Annotated in this window: 14 protein-coding genes; 7 read left to right on the forward strand and 7 right to left on the reverse strand. The window is 70.9% G+C overall.

Annotated elements, in window-relative coordinates:
• Nucleotides 1-142 precede the first annotated feature (142 nt).
• The gene (locus tag I5071_RS28970) at nt 143-1,105 is read left to right on the forward strand and encodes an AraC family transcriptional regulator (RefSeq protein ID WP_236516414.1); all 963 of its coding nucleotides are present in this window, start codon (nt 143-145) and stop codon (nt 1,103-1,105) included.
• 4 nt (nt 1,106-1,109) lie between these two features.
• Here the strand turns inward: I5071_RS28970 and I5071_RS28975 are convergent, their stop codons facing one another.
• Nucleotides 1,110-3,923, reverse strand: coding sequence for a hypothetical protein (locus tag I5071_RS28975; RefSeq protein WP_236516415.1), 2,814 nt, complete (start codon nt 3,921-3,923; stop codon nt 1,110-1,112).
• Nucleotides 3,924-3,996: 73 nt separating this feature from the next.
• Here I5071_RS28975 and I5071_RS28980 point away from each other — a divergent pair, with 73 nt between their 5' ends.
• Entirely contained in the window at nt 3,997-5,421 is a 1,425-nt protein-coding gene (locus tag I5071_RS28980; protein WP_236516417.1) for a sigma 54-interacting transcriptional regulator, read from the forward strand.
• Here the strand turns inward: I5071_RS28980 and I5071_RS28985 are convergent.
• Nucleotides 5,418-5,606 carry a hypothetical protein gene (locus I5071_RS28985; protein WP_236516419.1) on the reverse strand — a complete coding sequence of 63 codons (189 nt, stop codon included), beginning with the start codon at nt 5,604-5,606 and terminating at the stop codon, nt 5,418-5,420. The genes I5071_RS28980 and I5071_RS28985 overlap by 4 nt on opposite strands.
• Nucleotides 5,607-6,154: 548 nt before the next feature.
• Between I5071_RS28985 and I5071_RS28990 the strand changes: the two genes are divergently transcribed.
• Together I5071_RS28990 and I5071_RS28995 are read left to right on the forward strand one after the other, a co-directional pair.
• A complete protein-coding gene (locus tag I5071_RS28990) occupies nt 6,155-6,802 on the forward strand; it encodes a pentapeptide repeat-containing protein (protein ID WP_236516420.1) in 648 nt (215 codons plus the stop codon).
• A gap of 590 nt (nt 6,803-7,392) precedes the next feature.
• Complete coding sequence (locus I5071_RS28995) at nt 7,393-8,169, forward strand: pentapeptide repeat-containing protein (RefSeq protein ID WP_236516422.1); 777 nt, start codon at nt 7,393-7,395, stop codon at nt 8,167-8,169.
• Here I5071_RS28995 and I5071_RS29000 read toward each other — a convergent pair.
• The 3 genes from I5071_RS29000 to I5071_RS29010 are packed head-to-tail and all read right to left on the reverse strand — an operon-like array spanning nt 8,158 to nt 11,364.
• On the reverse strand, nt 8,158-10,095 hold the full coding sequence (locus tag I5071_RS29000) for a hypothetical protein (protein ID WP_236516424.1): 1,938 nt from the start codon (nt 10,093-10,095) through the stop codon (nt 8,158-8,160). The two genes, I5071_RS28995 and I5071_RS29000, sit on opposite strands and share 12 nt — an antisense overlap.
• Before the next feature lie 12 nt (nt 10,096-10,107).
• Complete coding sequence (locus tag I5071_RS29005) at nt 10,108-10,776, reverse strand: hypothetical protein (RefSeq protein ID WP_236516425.1); 669 nt, start codon at nt 10,774-10,776, stop codon at nt 10,108-10,110.
• A gap of 9 nt (nt 10,777-10,785) precedes the next feature.
• Nucleotides 10,786-11,364, reverse strand: coding sequence for a hypothetical protein (locus I5071_RS29010; protein WP_236516427.1), 579 nt, complete (start codon nt 11,362-11,364; stop codon nt 10,786-10,788).
• A 158-nt stretch (nt 11,365-11,522) separates the two neighbouring features.
• Between I5071_RS29010 and I5071_RS29015 the strand changes: the two genes are divergently transcribed.
• Entirely contained in the window at nt 11,523-11,945 is a 423-nt protein-coding gene (locus I5071_RS29015) for a globin domain-containing protein (protein ID WP_236516429.1), read from the forward strand.
• On the opposite strand, the gene I5071_RS29020 is transcribed toward I5071_RS29015, so the two are convergent.
• Both I5071_RS29020 and I5071_RS29025 read right to left on the reverse strand, forming a co-directional pair.
• Nucleotides 11,946-14,162: an alpha/beta fold hydrolase gene (locus I5071_RS29020; RefSeq protein ID WP_236516431.1), complete on the reverse strand. Its 2,217-nt coding sequence runs from the start codon at nt 14,160-14,162 to the stop codon at nt 11,946-11,948.
• A gap of 76 nt (nt 14,163-14,238) precedes the next feature.
• A complete protein-coding gene (locus I5071_RS29025; RefSeq protein ID WP_236516433.1) occupies nt 14,239-15,765 on the reverse strand; it encodes a Ppx/GppA phosphatase family protein in 1,527 nt (508 codons plus the stop codon).
• Between I5071_RS29025 and I5071_RS29030 the strand changes: the two genes are divergently transcribed.
• Nucleotides 15,764-16,525: a TetR/AcrR family transcriptional regulator gene (locus tag I5071_RS29030; RefSeq protein ID WP_236516435.1), complete on the forward strand. Its 762-nt coding sequence runs from the start codon at nt 15,764-15,766 to the stop codon at nt 16,523-16,525. The genes I5071_RS29025 and I5071_RS29030 overlap by 2 nt on opposite strands.
• A 26-nt stretch (nt 16,526-16,551) precedes the next feature.
• On the forward strand, nt 16,552-17,100 hold the full coding sequence (locus tag I5071_RS29035) for a sterol desaturase family protein (protein WP_236516437.1): 549 nt from the start codon (nt 16,552-16,554) through the stop codon (nt 17,098-17,100).
• The last annotated feature ends 44 nt before the right edge of the window (nt 17,101-17,144 follow it).

Here is a 17,144-nt window from a genome sequence, read left to right on the forward strand (position 1 = left end):
TGTGTCGAATGGCTTTCCTTCCTGCGTCGAAATCGGTATCAAATATCGGTTTCAGCTTTTCGAAGGTGAGCGTGTGACCAAGGGCGGGGGCGGCAGTGTCTCGGTGATGGGAGCCCTCATGGTGCTCCATTGCGCGGAGAAGTTGGGCGCAGACCGTGCGCGCATCCTCGAGCGAGTCGGGCTCACCCCCGATCGCCTGAAAGACCCCGAAGCGCACATTCCACTGCCCACGCACCATCAGCTGTGGGAGACGGCGATCGAGGAGTGCGGCGACCGCGCGCTGCCGCTGCGCGTCGCGGAGGACTCCGATCCCGCGAAATTCAGCGTCCTCGGCTACACGTGCATGACCGCAGCGACGGTGCGCGAGGCCCTCGATCGCCTCGCGCGCTTCCTCTCGCTCTTCCTCCAGGGCGAGACGCTGACGCTCGAGCAGCAGGCCGAAGAAGCACGTCTCACGCTGCACCAGACCGCACCGCGCCGGCTCGGTCGCGAGCTCTCGGGCGAGTCGACGATGGCGAAGATCGTCATCACGGTGCGCATGCTGATCGGGCACGAGAACGGCGGGCGCACGTGGTCGCCCTCGCAGGTCTCGTTCACCCACGGCGCGCCCACGGACACGCGACCGCACGAGCAGCTCTTCGGATGCAGCGTGCGCTTCGGCGCGCCGCGCACCGAGCTGATCATCCCGCGCGCGATGCTCGATCTGCCGCTCGCGAAGGCCGATCCGAGCCTCTCGGCGTTCTTCGAGCGACACGCCGAGGAGATGCTGCGCCGCATGGGCGCACGCGCCGACGCGACCGCGCGCGTGCGGCGCGCGGTGAGCGAAGCGCTGCACGCGGGCGAGGTGAGCGAGACGAACGTGTCGCGCCGGCTCGGCTGGAGCGAGCGCACCCTGCGGCGCCGCCTCGGCGAAGAGGGCACGACGTTCCGCCAGGTGCTCGACGACGTGCGGCGCGAGCTCGCGCAGGGCTGGCTCGTGCAGAGCGAGATGGCGATCGGCGAGGTCGCGTTCCTGCTCGGGTTCTCCGAGTCGAGCAACTTCCATCGCGCGTTCAAGCGGTGGACGGGCCAGACGCCCGACGAGTTCCGCCGCTCGCAGCGCTGAGCGATCAGACGATCTTCTCGTGCTCGGAGATCGCGCCCCAGCGCGCGAAGCTCTCGCGCAAGCGCGCCGAGTACGCCTCGCGCGCGGCGCGCAGCTCGGGCGATGCAGCGATCGCATCACGCGACGCGTCGTCGCCGTAGAGCACGAGCGTCTTGAGCGAGCGCGCGAGGGGCGACGCGGCGAGCGCATGGATCCCGGCGGGCCCGACCTTTCGCGCGCTGCCGATCGCGAGGTGCTCGAGGCCGGCGAGGTGCGGCGCGCTCGCGAGCCGTGCGAGGTCGTCGTCGGTCGTGTCCTTCGCCTCGAGGACGAGCGAGCGCAGGCGCGAGAGGTGCGTCGCCGCGAGGATCATCTCGAGGCCGGGCACGTCGGAGTACGCGAGGTCGATCGACTCGAGCCCTGCGAGCTGGGTCGCGGCGACGAACGCGTCGTGGAGCTTGGGCGACCCCAGCTTCTTGTTGCGATCGAGCGCGAGGTGGCGGAGCCGCGCGAGGTGCTTCGAGCCGAGCATCCCCGCGACCGACGTGCCGCTGAGGCGGTTGCCTCCGAGATCGAGCCGCTCGAGGCGCGTCCACTGCATCGAGCCGATCGCCTTCGCGACCTTGGGCCCGAGCCCGACGGCGTAGAGACGCAGCTCGATCAGATCGGGCCAGCGCGCGCACAGCGCGACCGCATCGTCGTCGTCGAGCTCGCCCTGGCTCACGTCGAAGATGACGAGACGAAGGTCGGCGAGCGCGGCGAGCGCGCGCGCACCCGCGCCGCGGAGGTGCTTGGTGCGCAGCGTTCGCACGACGCGAAGGCGCGGCTGCGCGCGACCCGACACCGCATCGTCGACCCAGGTCGGCGGCGCGCGTCGCAACACGTCGGGCCATGCCTCGAGCGCGTCCTCGACGCGCGTCAGGATTGCATCGTCGACCTCGATCCCGTCGAGCGCCGCGCACACGCGAGCCCACGCCTCGACGCTCGGAGCCTCGGCGAGCGCGCTCCACAACGCACCTTCGTCGTGCACGCGCGGAGCCGCGACGGAGCGCGTCAGCGCAGGTCGCTCGACGACCACCAGCGCGCCTTCGCGCGCGGCGACGACGTCACACGATCCCGCGGTGCGCACCAGCGCGGGGGCGATCCCCGAGAGCGCGTGCTCGCCCAGCAGCGCACCGGTCGCCACGTCCCAATAGCGCAGCACACCCGGATGCGCGCTCACCAGCACCGCGTCGTCGTCGGTGAACGCCGCGGGCGCGCCGCCCTCCCCGAGATCGATCGTGCTTCGCACTTCGTCGCGCACCACGTCGAGGATCGACCACCGCGTCTCCTTGTGCGTGCTCGACGCGAGCGCGACCCACAGCGTTCCGCGCGCGCCGAGGATGCCGTGCTCCCCGCGCCAGCTCTCCGCGAATCGACGCTCCTTCACGACCGATCGCGTGCGCAGATCGAGCGTGAGCGCGCCCGCGCCACCGACCAGCACGATCGCATCGTCCGCGACGTGCGCGTGGGTGATCGTCCACGAGAGCTGCAGCGTCGCGAGCTCCTCGCCCGTCGCGGCATCGCGCACCGTCGCGTGCCCGTACGTGCGTCGCGACGCGGCATCACACGCGACGAGCAGCGCGCCGTCGCGGCTCGAGACGAGCAGCGTGATCTCCCAGCCGTGCTCGTGTCGCGCGCGCCAGATCGGCTCGGGCGAGCTGGGATCGAACCGCACGAGCTCGGTGCCGAACGCGATCACGACGTGCCCGCCGGGCACGAAGCACCCGGTGCTCGCGCGAGACGCTCGGGGCTCGACGATCTCGCGGATTCGCATCGCGCGATCGAGATCCCAGAGCTCGACGCGCGGGCCTCGACCGCACACCAGCGCGGTGCGCGCATCGGGCGAGACCACGAGGTCCTCGACGGTCCCGTCCGGCCCCTCGAGGGCCCTCGCGGGCTCGAGCGTCTCGCGCGCGACGCGTCGCGTTCGGTGCCCGAACGCCTCGCTGACGTAGATCGTCTCCCCGGCGACTGCGACCGACCCGAGCGGCTGATCGGTCGTGCGCTCGGCGATCACCTCGCCGTCGCGCACGATCATCAGCGTGCGATCGAACGCGACCACGAGCCCCTCGGGCAGCATCGCGATCCCGGTGAAGCACGCGCTGCGATGACCGACGCGCTCGAGGTGCCAGCGCTCTGCGCCCGACGCGAGATCCCACGCCGTGATGCGGTGCTGCGTGCGCGTGTAGAGCGTCGCGCCGTCGTCCGAGAAGCGCACCCCGGTCACCGGCTCCTCGTGGGCGAGCGCGAGCGGCTTGCCGACCTTCGCGCCACCGAGCGACCACACGCGCGCGCTCTTGTCGCCGCCGCTCGCGACGCGATCACCCGAGGGTGAGAACGCGAGCGCGACCACCTCGGCGCGCGAGCCCGTGAGCTCGTGGGCGATCACGCCCGTCGTGCGATCGACGAGGCGCACCGTGCGATCGGCGTCCTTGCCGTAGCCACCGCCGCCCATCGCGAGCCAACGCGCCGAGAGGGCCAGCGCGCGCGGCAACGGCGCGCGCTCGATGCGCAGCAGCTCCTCGCCGCTCGTCGTCACGATCGCCACCGCATCGAGCGCGACCGCGAGGTGATCACCGTGGGTCGCGACCGCGCCGATCCCGCCCTTGTCCGGCACGAGCCGCGCACGCTCGCGCTCGGTCGCGAGATCCCACATCCGCACGTCGTAGATGCTCGCGGTCGCGAGCGATCCGTCGCCCATCACGTGCAACGAGGGTCCGGACCACGACGCGAGCAGGAAGGTCGATCCCAGTCGTCGCACGGACGGAGGGAGCGCGGGCGGCTCGAGGCGCTGCATGCATCGCTTGTCGCGCGCGCGATCACGCAGTGTCAAACATCGCGGAGAGCCTTATCCTGCGGCCTCGCGCAGCATGCCGAAGACGATCGACGACGCACCCACCGAGGATTTCGAGCTCTCGCTGCATGGCGCGCGCGCCGCGCGCGGTCCGCGCGAGGTCAACGCGCTGGTGATCGCGTGGTCGCGCGCCGAGCCCGATCGAGTCGGCGAGGTCGCGCGCATCGAGCGCGCGTGCGTGCTCGGTCGCGGCAGCGCGCCCGCCGCCGACGGCGCTCCGCGCGCGCGCTTCGTGCGACAGCGGCCGTGGGGCGACGGCCCGAGCGAGCCACTCGCATCTCCGCGCCTCTCGCGCGAGCAGCTGCGCATCGAGCCCACCGCGAAGGGGCTGCGGATCACGTCGATCGGTCGCGCGCCGATGTGGATCTCGAGCGAGCCGGCGACCGAGCGCGAGATCGTGCCGGGAGACACGGTGCGCATCGCGGACGAGCTGCTCCTGCTCGCGGTGCGCCGGCCGACCCGCATGGACGCCCAGCGCGCGTGGGGCGAGGACGAGTCCCCGTTCGCGTTCGGCGCGCCCGATCGCTTCGGGCTCGTCGGTGAGAGCGTCGCGGCGTGGACGCTGCGTGATCGCGTCGCGTTCGCGGCGCGCGCCGATGCGCACGTGCTGCTGCTCGGTGCGAGCGGCACCGGCAAGGAGCTCGTCGCGCGTGCGATCCACGCGCTCTCGTCGCGCGCGTCGGGCCCGCTGGTCGCACGCAACGCCGCCACGTTGCCCGAGGGCCTCGTCGACGCGGAGCTCTTCGGCAACGTGCGCAACTACCCGAACCCCGGCATGGCGGAGCGCCCCGGGCTCGTCGGCGAGGCCGACAAGGGCACGCTCTTCCTCGACGAGATCGGCGAGATGCCGAGCACCGCGCAGGCGCACCTGCTCCGCGTGCTCGACCGCGACGGCGAGTACCAGCGGCTCGGCGATGCGCGCCCCCGCCGCGCGTCGATCCGCGTCGTCGGCGCGACGAACCGCGCGCGCGACGAGCTCAAGCACGACGTGCGCGCGCGCTTCGGCATCGTGCTCGAGATCCCGCAGCTCGACGCGCGGCCCGACGACGTCCCGCTGCTCGTGCGGCACCTCGTGTCGATCGCCGCGACGAAGACGCGCGTGCCGGCGCCCGAGCCGAGCATCGAGCTGGTCGACGCGCTGCTGCGTCATCGTTACGAGCTCAACGTGCGCGAGCTCGAGCAGCTCTTGTGGCAAGCGATGGCGGAGAGCCGCGCCGGCAAGCTCGAGCTCGTGGCGAGCCTCGTCGATCGCCTCGCGACCCCGGAGCGCGGGAACGAGCCGGCGGGCGACGAGAAGGAGCCCGATCGCGAAGCGATCGAGGCCGCGATCGCGCGCGCCGGCGGAAGCGTGACGAAGGCCGCGCGGGAGCTCGGATTGAGGAACCGATACGTGCTCTATCGCCTGCTGCGAAAGCACGGCATCGCAGTCGACGGACTCTAGCGCTTCGCGCGCCGGACGTTCCGCACGAGCTCGATCACGAGGAGGATCGCGTTCGGGATGAACACGCCGAAACTGATCGCCCCGGCGAGCAGCCACGCCGTCCTCTCGATCTGCCAGACCGCGTGCTCGAAGACGTACGTGGCGTACACGAACGGCGCGACCACGAGATCCAAGAACCAGAGCACCGGGCAGATCAACAGCAACGGGCTCCCGGGACCGCAGCTGCCATCGCTCGGCAGTGGAGCTCCGGCTCCGGCCCGAGCGCCTGCGCGTGATGCCAGAGCCCGATCGACACGACGATTCCGAAGCTTCCGAGGATCGTGCTCGGGGTCGCGAGACGTCGCAGCGAGCGCGCGAGAGCATCGTCATCCATGCACGAATGTCGATCGCACGCGGACGGGCGTTGCTCGAGCGCGGACGGTCGAGAGGCGCGTTCGGTGCGATCCGCGCAATGACATCGAGGACCGGCCGATTCCCTCTCGTGACCATGCGTCGGACCAAAGCTGCGCTCGCAGCGATGCTGCTCCTCGCCTCCTGCCGTGCCGCATCGGCTCCATCGGATTACGAGACGCTCGACCAGCGCCGAGCGCGCGAGCACCGCGAGATGCTCGAGCGGGTCGCGCCCATCGCAGCGCAGGCGGTGCGAGACCGCGCCTGCGAGGACTGCGATCTCACGTACGCGACGCTGCGCGGGAGCGACCTCTCGGGCGGGCGATTCCACGACACCATCTTCGTGCACGCCGACGGGCGCGAGGTGAACCTGAGGGATGCAGATCTCAGCGAGACGGCACTCGGCGGGGACTTCACCGGAGCTGATTTCCGCGGCGCGAATCTTCGCGACGCGAGTGTTCACAGCGCGGTGTTCCGCAACGCTCGGCTCGATGGCGTCGACCTCCGAAGGATTCGCCACGCCGAGGCTGCGGATTGGGCCGAGGCCGTTCTCGAGGGCGCGAACCTCGAGCACGTTCGCTTCACCGGCCCGCATGGCGCCGTGGATCGGACGACCCCGGGACAGCCGATGGGTGTCGCGAACGGCGGCACGGATCTCGGGCACGCGAACCTGCGTGGCGCGCGACTCGCGGGCGCGACGCTCGAGCGATGCTCGCTGCGCGGCGCGGATCTGCGCGGCGCCGACCTCACCGGCGCTCAGCTGTCGGGAGCCGATCTCAGCGGCGCGGACCTTCGCGGCGCAACCCTCGATCGAGCCGTCCTGCTCGGCGCGATCTTGCGTGGTGTGAACCTGGAGGGCGCGAGCGTTTCGCGCGCCGAATGGTCGTATCGCGGCGAGCGGGGCCACGCGCACCTGACGGGCGCGACCTGGACCGACGGCCGAGTGTGCGAGGCCGGCTCGGAGGGACGCTGCATCCGCTCGACGCGATGAGGAAGCTGCAGTTCGTCTACGCGAGCGTGGTCAGCGGGACTGACAGACAAGACAGAGACGCGAGCGCGCCCATGAAAGGGCCGTCGTTCCGAGATGGAACCACGAACGACGAAGCATGCCGCGACGGTCGGCAGTGAACGTGCCGAGCGAGCATCGTGAGGAGGAGCTCGACGAGATCAGCGGATGCAGGTGCCCACCGAGCCGACGGCACAAGTCCGCCCGTCGATCCAGATCGCACCTTCCAGCCGAGCGCCTGGTGCTCCGTCTCTGGCGAACACTGCCCCGGTCACATCGGCACCCTCGAAGCGCGCACGACGAAGATCCACGCCGGAACCGTCGGCCCTGGCCGCCGCCCGTTGCGCGGCACCTGGGACTGTTACCTCTCGCGCGCAATCCTGGCGATGACCGGTCGATTCTGCGCCCACGGGTGTAGTGAGATGGAACGTTCCGCTCGAAATCCGCTCGAACCGAGTCTCGCGTATCGGATCGCTCGGTTGTTGACGTGTCTGGTCGCGGTCGGGTGCTCCGCGCCTCCCGCTCCCCCAGACTACGAGACGCTCGACATGCGCCGAGCGCGCGAGCACCGAGAGATGCTCGAGCGCGTCGCGCCCATCGCAGCACGCGCGGTGAGAGACCGACGCTGCGAGGACTGCGATCTCACGTACGCGACGCTGCGCGGAAGCGACCTCTCGGGCGGGCGATTCCACGACACCATCTTCGTGCACGCCGACGGGCGCGACGTGAACCTGAGGGATGCGGATCTCAGCGAAACGGCACTCGGCGGGGACTTCACCGGAGCTGATTTCCGCGGCGCGAATCTTCGCGACGCGAGCGTGCACAGCGCGGTGTTCCGCAACGCTCGTCTCGACGGCGTGGACCTCCGAGCGATTCGCCACGCCGAGGCTGCGGATTGGGCCGAGGCCGTTCTCGAGGGCGCGAACCTCGAGAACGTTCGCTTCACGGGGCCGCATGGCGCCGTGGATCGGACGACTCCGGGACAACCGATGGGTGTCGCGAACGGCGGCACGGATCTGGCGCACGCGAACCTGCGTGGCGCGCGACTCGCGGGCGCGACGCTCGAGCGATGCTCGCTGCGCGGCGCGGATCTGCGCGGCGCCGACCTCACCGGCGCTCATCTCTCGGGAGCCGACCTGAGCGACGCCGATCTTCGCGACGCCACCCTCGACCGGGCGACGCTGCTGGGAACCGATCTGCGAGGCGCGAACCTCCAGGACGCGCAGCTCTCGCGAGCTCGTTTCAGTGGTCGCTTGCCCGAGGGAGATGCTCTCCTGACGGGCGCGACCTGGACCGATGGCCGGGTCTGCGGGGCCGGCTCCGATGGCCGATGCATCCGCTCATCGCGATGAAGCCGCTGCGCGTCGGCGCCGTGTCGTGAGCTGGGACTCGAGCTCTTCCTTGATCTCCGGATACAGGTCGAATCGACTCTGGGAGTGACAGACCAGCGCGAGATACGCGAGCTCGCCCATGTACGGGTCGCTCGCGCGATTGCGCCACGGTGACTTCTCGGGCGGGTCGACGGCAATTCCGCCGACGTCGCGCTCCCTGAGGTGCGTGCACCAGAACCATGCGACGTCGACGAGATTCACGATCGAGCGCAGCACGGAGAGCAGGTTCGTCGTCGCCCCGAAGCCCGGACCGCCCGGGGAGAAGAACGGCGGGAGGTTCGCGTAGATCCAGTCGATCCCTCGTCGGAGCTCGTCGAGGAGCGGCCACCACTCCTCGACCATCTCGCGGACGGGACCGTGCTGGGCGAGCATGGTGAGCAACAGATCGACGAGATCGTCCGGCGCCCGACGGCTCTGATATCGCGCCTCGATCGCCGTGACTCGCTCGAAGAAGTCGCGGGCGCGCGACGAGAACGGCGTTCGGGCGGGGTACGAGTCGTGGGGTGTGATGTCGAGCTCGACGATGTTGCTCGCGAACGGCGTCCCCGCGAGCTGGCGGTCGGGAGACGTTCGAGTGTCGTCGTACACATCGATCTGCTCGAGCAGCGTCGCGACGAGGAGGTCTGTGAACGGACTCGTCAGACTGCCCGGCACGGGCACGCCGCCACCGCCCACTCCGACTCGGAGATCGCGCGACACCGTCATGAACGCCGGGCTCTCGAAATCAGTCAACACGCCGGAGATCTCGAATACACCGGACGCACGCCGGGCCTCGAGCGCGCTCTCGGTGGTCGCGATCGATCCGTCGAGCTCGTTGATGAAATGGTCCCACCGTCGCCGCAGAGACTCACTGATGAGTGAGCGGCCTTGGCTGACCCGACCGACGAACTCGATGGAGGCGGGGTATTCGATCCCCTGCTGCAGCTGATCGATGACGACGCGAACCTGGCGGAGCACCTCGCGGATGGGCGTGAAGATGCCCAAGAGATGGCCGTAGACACGCGCGCTGCGCGTGGGGTCGAAGCGGATCTCGGGCGAAACACCCCAGCCCGTATCCGTGTCGACCACGTGGACGGAGGAGAGCATCGGCAGGAGATCCGCGTCGAGACCGGCGAACGAGGTCGTGCACGAGCTCGCCGCCGCGCTGACGGCTCGGCCGACGGCGGCGAACCCGGTGAGCTCCAGGACCTTGTTGAGCTGGAGAAGGTTGAAGTCCGCGAGCACGCGCTGCGTGAGGTCGAATTCGTCGGTTGCGCTGATGATCTTGCAGTCGGGATCGAACGCACCGGTGTCCACCTGGTGCAGGCGCTGGAAGAACGGTGTCGACAGATAGACGACGGTGCGAATCTTCCATCGGCTCGGCCAGACGCGCGCCGCCTCACGACAGAGCTCGTTGATGACGTTCCCACCGTGCGAGTGGCCGAGCAGGTGGAAGTGCACCTCGCGAGACAGAAACCCTGCGTAATAGGGGCGCTCTCCCTCTGCACCGCACAGGCGGTCCGCGATGTACTTGCCGGCGACCTCTCGATTGTAAGGAGAGTTGTCGCCGCTCCATCCGTGCGCGGTGAACACGTGCAGATTCGTATACGAATCATGCAGGCTCATGATGGCCGCGCGCAGTCCGGGATTGTCCTGCCAATACCAACGCTCGGAGTCCGTCAGCCCGTCGCGGCGAAGCTCGTCCTCGGGTCGGCTCCAATACGATGGATCTCCACGCTCCACACCGGGCCTGCTGTATCCCGCCGATCGATGGCCTCCGCCGAGATTCCCTGGCTCCGTGGTGCCTCCGATGAGCACGAGCACATTCACCGTGTCGCGAACGGCGAGCTGGTTCGGACTCTCCGGCGCGATTCGCGCAACTCGCGTCTCTTCTCCATCACCAGGCATGTGGAGCTCCCATCAGCTACGGTGGCGTCGCACGAGGGCCTCGCGGACTCGCTCGCTCGCGCGCTCGTCGTCGGGATCGATGCCGTGCGCGGCCTGGAAGGCCGCCAACGCTCGATCGGTCGATTCGCCGCCGCTGTCGTCGTCCTCGCCGCAATCGAACGCGAGGTTCTCGAGGCGCGCCCACAGGCCGCTCGTGCTGTCGACGGGGTCGAGATGACCAATCTGCAGGTCCCACTCGAACGGCGACTCGTCTTCCTCGCTCATCCAGACCGAGAGCGTTCCCTCGCTCTCGTGCTCGACGTCGTGCGGAAGGAAGACCTCGACGAGCCCTTCGGATGTCGTGCGCCCCTCGAGGGTTCGACCGGCAATCTCGACCCGGAAGCGCAGGTTCGCGAGCGGATCGCGATGCGGACCCTCGTCGTGGAGATGGACTCGTAACGCCGTCGACGGCCGTCTCGCGACGAATCGGTGCGCCCCGCCGATCGCCGCTGTGAACGACGTGGGCTCGGGGTCCGGCACGAACACTTCGTCGCCGACCGCGAGCACGTTGGGATCTCGCCGGCGCGCCCGCAGCTCCGCGTTGTGCGGGTGCTGCCAGACGGCGCGCCAATTTGCGATCCCGTGCTGCTTCGCGATGCGCTGGATCGTCTCGCCCTGTGCGACCGAATGCGTTCGGGACATGGTGCCTCCTCAGTGCGCGCGCTCGACGGTGCGCTCGGCCTCGAGGTCGGGGAACACCACGTGCGCAGTCCCGCGCTCGGTGCCCGTGTCGACGCGCGCGCGACCGTTCGAGCCCAGCGTGCCCGAGCGGACTTCGCCACTCGGCAGCGTCACCTCGTATCGCGCGTCGGCGATCGGCTCGCCTTCCTCGTCGAGCAGCTCGAGATCGAGCCACGTGAGCTCGGGCTCCGGCACCGCCGCCGGCTCGGAAGGCCCCCGCGGCCCGGCCACGATCACGATGCGCGGCTGCACGCGTCGCGCGAGCGCCAGACGCCCCGCGAGCGAGCCGACCTCCGAGCGCACCAGGCGCTTCACGTCGGCGTCGTCGTACTGGCTCGCACCGGCGTAGCCCGCGATCTCCGCGAGCAGCGCTCGGAGCTCGGGGAGGATCCGGTGCGCGTGCGCGTCGATCACCCGCACCGCCTCGTGGCCCTCGACGCATCGATAGGGCGCCGCTCCACCGGCGCGCGTCGAGCGCCTCACCTCGAACGCATCACCCAGCACGTAGCCGTACGTCGTGTCGCGGAACTGGCAGGAGGCGCGGCGCATGCGGGCCCCTCATCCGCCCGAGCGCGCTCCCGTTGTGCGCGAACCGTGCGCGAACTGTGCGCGCACGGTTCGCCCTCTGGTTTTCCCTACGAATCGTGGTCACGGCGCGTGGATCACGCCGTGCACTCCCGCCGCTCGCGCTCACCAGGAGGCTGCCCGTGTCACTCGACGTCCCGCTGCTCCGCTCGTCCTTCGAGCTCGTCCTCGAGCGCGAGCCCGCGCTCACCGCGCGCTTCTACGAGATCCTCTTCGAGCGCTATCCGCAGGCGCGCCCGCTCTTCTCGCGCAACGGGCGCAACCAGCAGGAAGAGATGCTCGCGCGCGCGCTCGCCGCGGTCGTCGATCACCTCGAGGACGCGCCCTGGCTCGTCGAGACGCTCGGCGCGATGGGCGCCAAGCACGTCGACTACGGCGTGACCGAGGAGATGTACGGCTGGGTCGGCGACTCGCTGCTGCGCACGCTCGCCGAGGTCGCAGGCGATGCGTGGACGCCGCAGCTCGAGGCCGCGTGGGCCGCCGCGTACGGCGCGATCCGCGATCTCATGCTCGCCGGCGCGAGCCGCGCGCAGGCCGCCGAGTGACTACCGCGTGACCTTCGCGACGAAGGCGTCGATCGCGTCGAGCAGCGCGTCGCGGTTCCCTGCGAACGGCAGGTGATCCTCGCCTTCGAGCACGAGGAGCTCGGCGCGCGGGAGCGATTCCGCCAGCGCGTGCCCCTGCGCCTCGGGTACGAAGCGATCGCCGCGTCGATGCACCACGAGCGTCGGCGCGGTGAGCGTTCCGGCGAGCGCCGTCAGATCGATCTCCGCGCCTCGCCGCAGCTGCGCGGCGAGCGCGCCGGGGCTCGACGACGATCGCACGAGCGACGCCCAGAACGCGAGGAACGACGCGTCTTCCGCGAGCGAAGGCGCGAGCAGCTCCGCGAGCACCGCGCCGCCCCACCCTGCACGCACCGTCTGCACGCGCTCCTCGATCACCTCGCTCGAGAGCGCGTCGCCGAGCCGCAGCGCGCCTCCGACGATCACCGCACCCGCGACTCGTTCGCCCGCCTTCGCCGCCGCGCGCAGCGCGATCGCGGCCGCATCGCCGGTGCCCACGATCACCGCGCGGCGGCTCGACACCGCGTCGAGCACCGCGAGCACGTCGTCCACCTGCGCGTCGAGCTCGTACGACTCGGGCGCGCGCTCCGAGAGCCCGCACCCGCGACGATCGATCGACACCAGCCGCGCGATCGACGAGAGCCCGCGCTGCCACGCTGCGCTCGACGGATGCTGCCACGCGCGCTCGAGGTGCGAGACCAGCCCGGGCACGAGCACCAGATCGATCGGCCCCTCGCCCATCGCCTGGTACGCGATCGCCACTCCATCGCGATCGACGAAGCTCGTGCGCGGCAGATCCTGCGTGACCTCCGCGCGCACCGGCGTCGAGCGTCGCGTCGGGCCCGGCGAGGGCGCGGGCGGGATCGGCGGGAGCGTCTCCGCGAAGTCGGTGTCGGCGATCGCCATCCCGCGCAGCATCGCCTCGGACAAGCGCGAGACCGCGGTGCGCCACGCCATCTCGGTCGGCGCGTCCCATCGCGGATCGTGCTCGCGCAGCGCCGCGATCAGCGCGGTCTCGGCCTGCTCGAAGTGCTCGCGCCGCGCGCCGTACGCGACGTGCCGGCGCCCGAGATCTTCGAGCAGCGGGACGAGACGCTCGGGCGCGCGGATCTGCGCGACGACGTTCTCGATCGCGTGCAGCAGCTTGTGGCGCTGTCCCTCGAGGTCGTGCGGGAAGAGCGGCCGCGCATCGGGCGCACGCTCGAAGAGCAGCGTGTAGAAGCGCGAGATCATCGCATCGCCCGACGACGCGATCCGCGCGAACGACGCGGTGAGACGGCCGTACTCGTCCTCGACCCCGCGCCCCTCGGTCGGCTGCGCGAAGGGGCGGTAGTAGCGACGCAGCAGCTCGAGCGCGTCGCGCAGCGCGTCGGCGCCCGGCCATCGCTCCGCGGGATCACGACGCAGGCAGCGCACCACCGCGTCGATCATCCCCTGGGGCGCGTCGGGCACGCGCGGCATGCGCACCTCGTCCTCGACCGCGCGCGCTGCGAGCAGATCGAGCGGCAACCCCCAGCGCAGTCGCTCACCCGTGAGCAGCTCGCGCAGCACGAGCCCGAGCGCGTACACGTCGGAGCGCAGCGTCGCGGGCAGCCCCTCGAAGAGCTCGGGCGCCATGTACTGCGGCGTGCCGACGATGCGCCCGATCGACGTGAGGCCGGTCGCGCCGCTCGGCAGCGGACCGCTGGTGTCGACCGCCTCGCTCTCGTGGATGCGCAGCGCGAGCCCGAAGTCGATCAGCTTCGGCACGCCGGTGCTCGTCACCACGACGTTCGCCGGCTTGATGTCGCGATGGAGCAGGCCGCGCGCGTGGATCGACGCGAGCCCGCGCGCCATGCCGATGCCGAGATCGAGCGCGAGATCCCAGCGCACCGGCGTGCGCATCGCGTGCAGCGTCGAGCCCTCGACGAACTCGTACGCGATGTACGGGTTGCCCTCGACCTCGCCGACGCGGAACACCTGCACGACGTTCGGATGCGTGAGACGAGCGAGCGCGCGGGCCTCGCGGAGGAAGCGCTCGCGCTCGCGTGGATCGGGCTCGGCCGCGCGCACGAACTTCAGCGCGACGGGTCGATCGAGCGCGACGTCGTGGCCGCGATGCACGGCGCCCATCCCGCCGCGTCCGAGCGGTCCGACCACCACGAACCCGTCGAATTCGCGGGGCGGATCCCACTCGTCGTCGTCTCTGGCCGCGTGCACCACGGCCGCAACTTACCACGCCACGAGGGCCGTCCAGAGCCCGTGGTCGTCGCGTGTTTCCGCGGGGTTGCGTCCTCTAACGGACGACGAGCCGCAGCTTCACGCCCATCCTGCGCAGGTGCTCGCGCTCGGCGTGCACCTCGCCCATCGCAAGGGCGTGGGAGTCGGCCCACGCGCGCGGCAGTCGCAGCTCGAGCTGCTTGCCGCTCGCGAACGCGCGCACCGGCGGACGGATCGCGGCGCGGCTGCGATGCAGCGCCGCGCCGAGGCGCAAGAGCGCCGCGACCCGCAGCAGCTCGCGCTGCTCCCCGCGCTCGAGCCCCGCGACGTACTCCAGCTTCGGCCGCCGCCGGTGCAGCCCGATCAGCGCGGAGACGCGGATCGCGTCCTCGCGCGCGAGCCCGGCGAGCGTCGCGTTGCGGACCAGATACGCGCCGTGCTTGTGGTAGCCCGCGTAGGTCAGCGACTGCCCGATCTCGTGCAGCATCGCGGCCCAGCGCAGCGGCGCGCCGTAGTCGCGCAGGTCGAGCCGCCACGGCACCGACACGTCGCGCAGCAGCGCGAGCGCGGTGGCCTGCACGCGCTCGGCCTGATCGCGATCGACGCCGTGTCGCTCGGCGAACGAGCGGATCGAGGCCTCGCGCACGTCGTGATCGGCGTGACGACCGATCAGGTCGTAGAGGATCCCTTCGCGCATCGCGCTGCGCGCCGCGCGCAGCCGCGGGATCGAGAGCGCCTCGAGCGCCGCGCTCACGATCGCGAGGCCACCCGGGATCACCGGCGCGCGCTCCGGCGCGAGGCCTTCGATCCGCAGCTCGCCCACGTCGCGGTGCTCGAGGATCGCGTCGGCGAAGAGCGCGACCCCTTCCGGCGTGATCCCCGCGCCGCCCCACTTGTTCGTGGTGAGGATCGCGTCGATCGCGCGCATCGTGCCCGAGCTGCCCCACGCCTGATCGAAGCGGCCGCGCCACCCTTCCGCAAACGTCGCGAGCTCGGCGAGCGCGGCGTTGCGCGCGCTCTCGAAGTGCTTCCGCTTGATGCGACCGTGCGGGAAGAAGCGCTCGGTGAAGCTCACGCAGCCCATGAACAGGCTGTGCGCAGAGCGCACGTCGGTGCCGACGCCGAGGATGCACTCGGTGCTGCCTCCGCCGATGTCGATCAACAAGCGACGCTCGCCCGGTCGCGGCGCGTCGCCCGATGCGACGCCGAGGTACGTGAGGCGCGCTTCCTCCGCGCCGCTCACGATCTCGATCGGATGACCGAGCAGCGCCTCGGCGCGCCGCACGAAGTCGCGCGCATTGCGCGCCTTGCGCAGCGCGTTGGTGCCCACGACGCGCACCGCGCCGCGCGGCAGTGGGCGCAGCGAGGCGCCGAAGCGCTCGAGGCACGCGAGCGCGCGACGCTCCACCGGACGGCGCAGCGTGCCGTGCGCCTCGAGACCCTCGGCGAGGCGCACCATCTCGCGCCGCTCGTCGAGCACGTGCACGCCCTCGGCGTCCACGCGCGCGATCACGAGGTGGAAGCTGTTCGATCCGAGATCGAGCGCGGCGAGCGTCTCGCGCTCCGAGCTCGGGCTCGTGCGCGCGGGGAGCACGTCGTTCATGCGCGCCGCAGCGTACCAGCGGGGCGCGCTTGACGATTCCGTAAACGTCATTCACAAAGTGAACGTGGTTCACGAAACCGCGAGAGTCCGGCGACGCGAGGCGAAGGCGGAGCGCATCCTCGATGCAGCCGAGGGGATCCTCGAGCGCGAGGGGCACGAAGCGCTGACGATGCAGCGCCTCGCGGCCGAGCTCGAGCTCACGGTCGGCGCGGCGTATCGCTACTTCGCGTCGAAGGACGCGATCGTCGCGGCCCTGCAGCGCCGCGTGTTCGAGGGGCTCGCAGCCGATCTCGAGCGCGCGATCGCGGAGTACGAGGCGGCGCATCCGCGCGCGTCCCGCGTCGGCGCGCTCTCGCGGGTGTGCGTGGTCGCGCGCGTCTACGCGACGCTGCCCGAGCGCCGGCCCACCCACGCGCGCTTGCTCTCGCGGATGATGGGCGAGCCGCGCAACGTGCTCCCCGAGGGCTTCGGCGAGGCGAACGCGCAGGTCGCGATGACGCTCGCGGGCAGCGGCGTGCGTGAGCTCGCGTCGGCGCGCGAGGCCGGTGCGCTCGGAGCGGGCGACGATCTCGAGCGGGCGATCCTGCTGTGGACGAGCCTGACCGGCCTCGCGCAGGCGAAGAAGCTCGAGCGCTGGGGCGTGCCCGGGCTCGACGTCGACGCGCTGACCGAGCGGCTCGTCGTGACGCTGCTGGTGGGATGGGGCGCCGAGCCGGCGCGGGCGCGCGAGGCGCTCGCGCGTGCGGCGGAGATCGTTTGAGCTGAAACGAATCAGGGGAGGCGACGATGGCGACGTGGGGAATCGGGCTCGCGCTGGGCGTGGTGGCGTGGACGCTGCTCGAGTACGTGCTGCATCGATGGGTGTTCCACCGTCGCGTGCTCGGTCGTCGCGCCGCGCGCGGGCACCTCGAGCACCACGCGAAGGTCGACTTCTTCTATCCGGTGGGCGGCAAGCTCGTGATGGCCGCGTTCGTGCTCACGCCGATCGTGATCGTCTGCGCGCTCGCGCTCGGATGGCAGCTCGGCTCGAGCATCCCGGTCGGCATCGTCGTGGGCTGGCTCGTCTACGAGTGGATCCACCGGCGCATCCACGTCGCGGCGCCGATCGGCGCGTACGGTCGGTGGGCGCGACGTCATCACCTGCACCACCACTTCCAGCGCGCCGACTGCAACCACGGTGTCAGCACGCCGCTCTGGGACGTCGTCTTCGGCACGCTCGCGCCGCGCGAGCAGGTACGCGTGCCGCGCGCGCATGCGCGCAAGCTCCCGTGGCTGATCGAGGGCGACGAGCCGAAGGTCGCCAGCGCGTGGGCGAGCGAGTATCGCATCGTCTAGTGACTCAGGTCGGGTGCACGTCGTGATTGGCCCGCGTATCATGG

It is taken from the genome of Sandaracinus amylolyticus, assembly GCF_021631985.1.
GTDB lineage: Bacteria > Myxococcota_A > Polyangia > Polyangiales > Sandaracinaceae > Sandaracinus > Sandaracinus amylolyticus_A.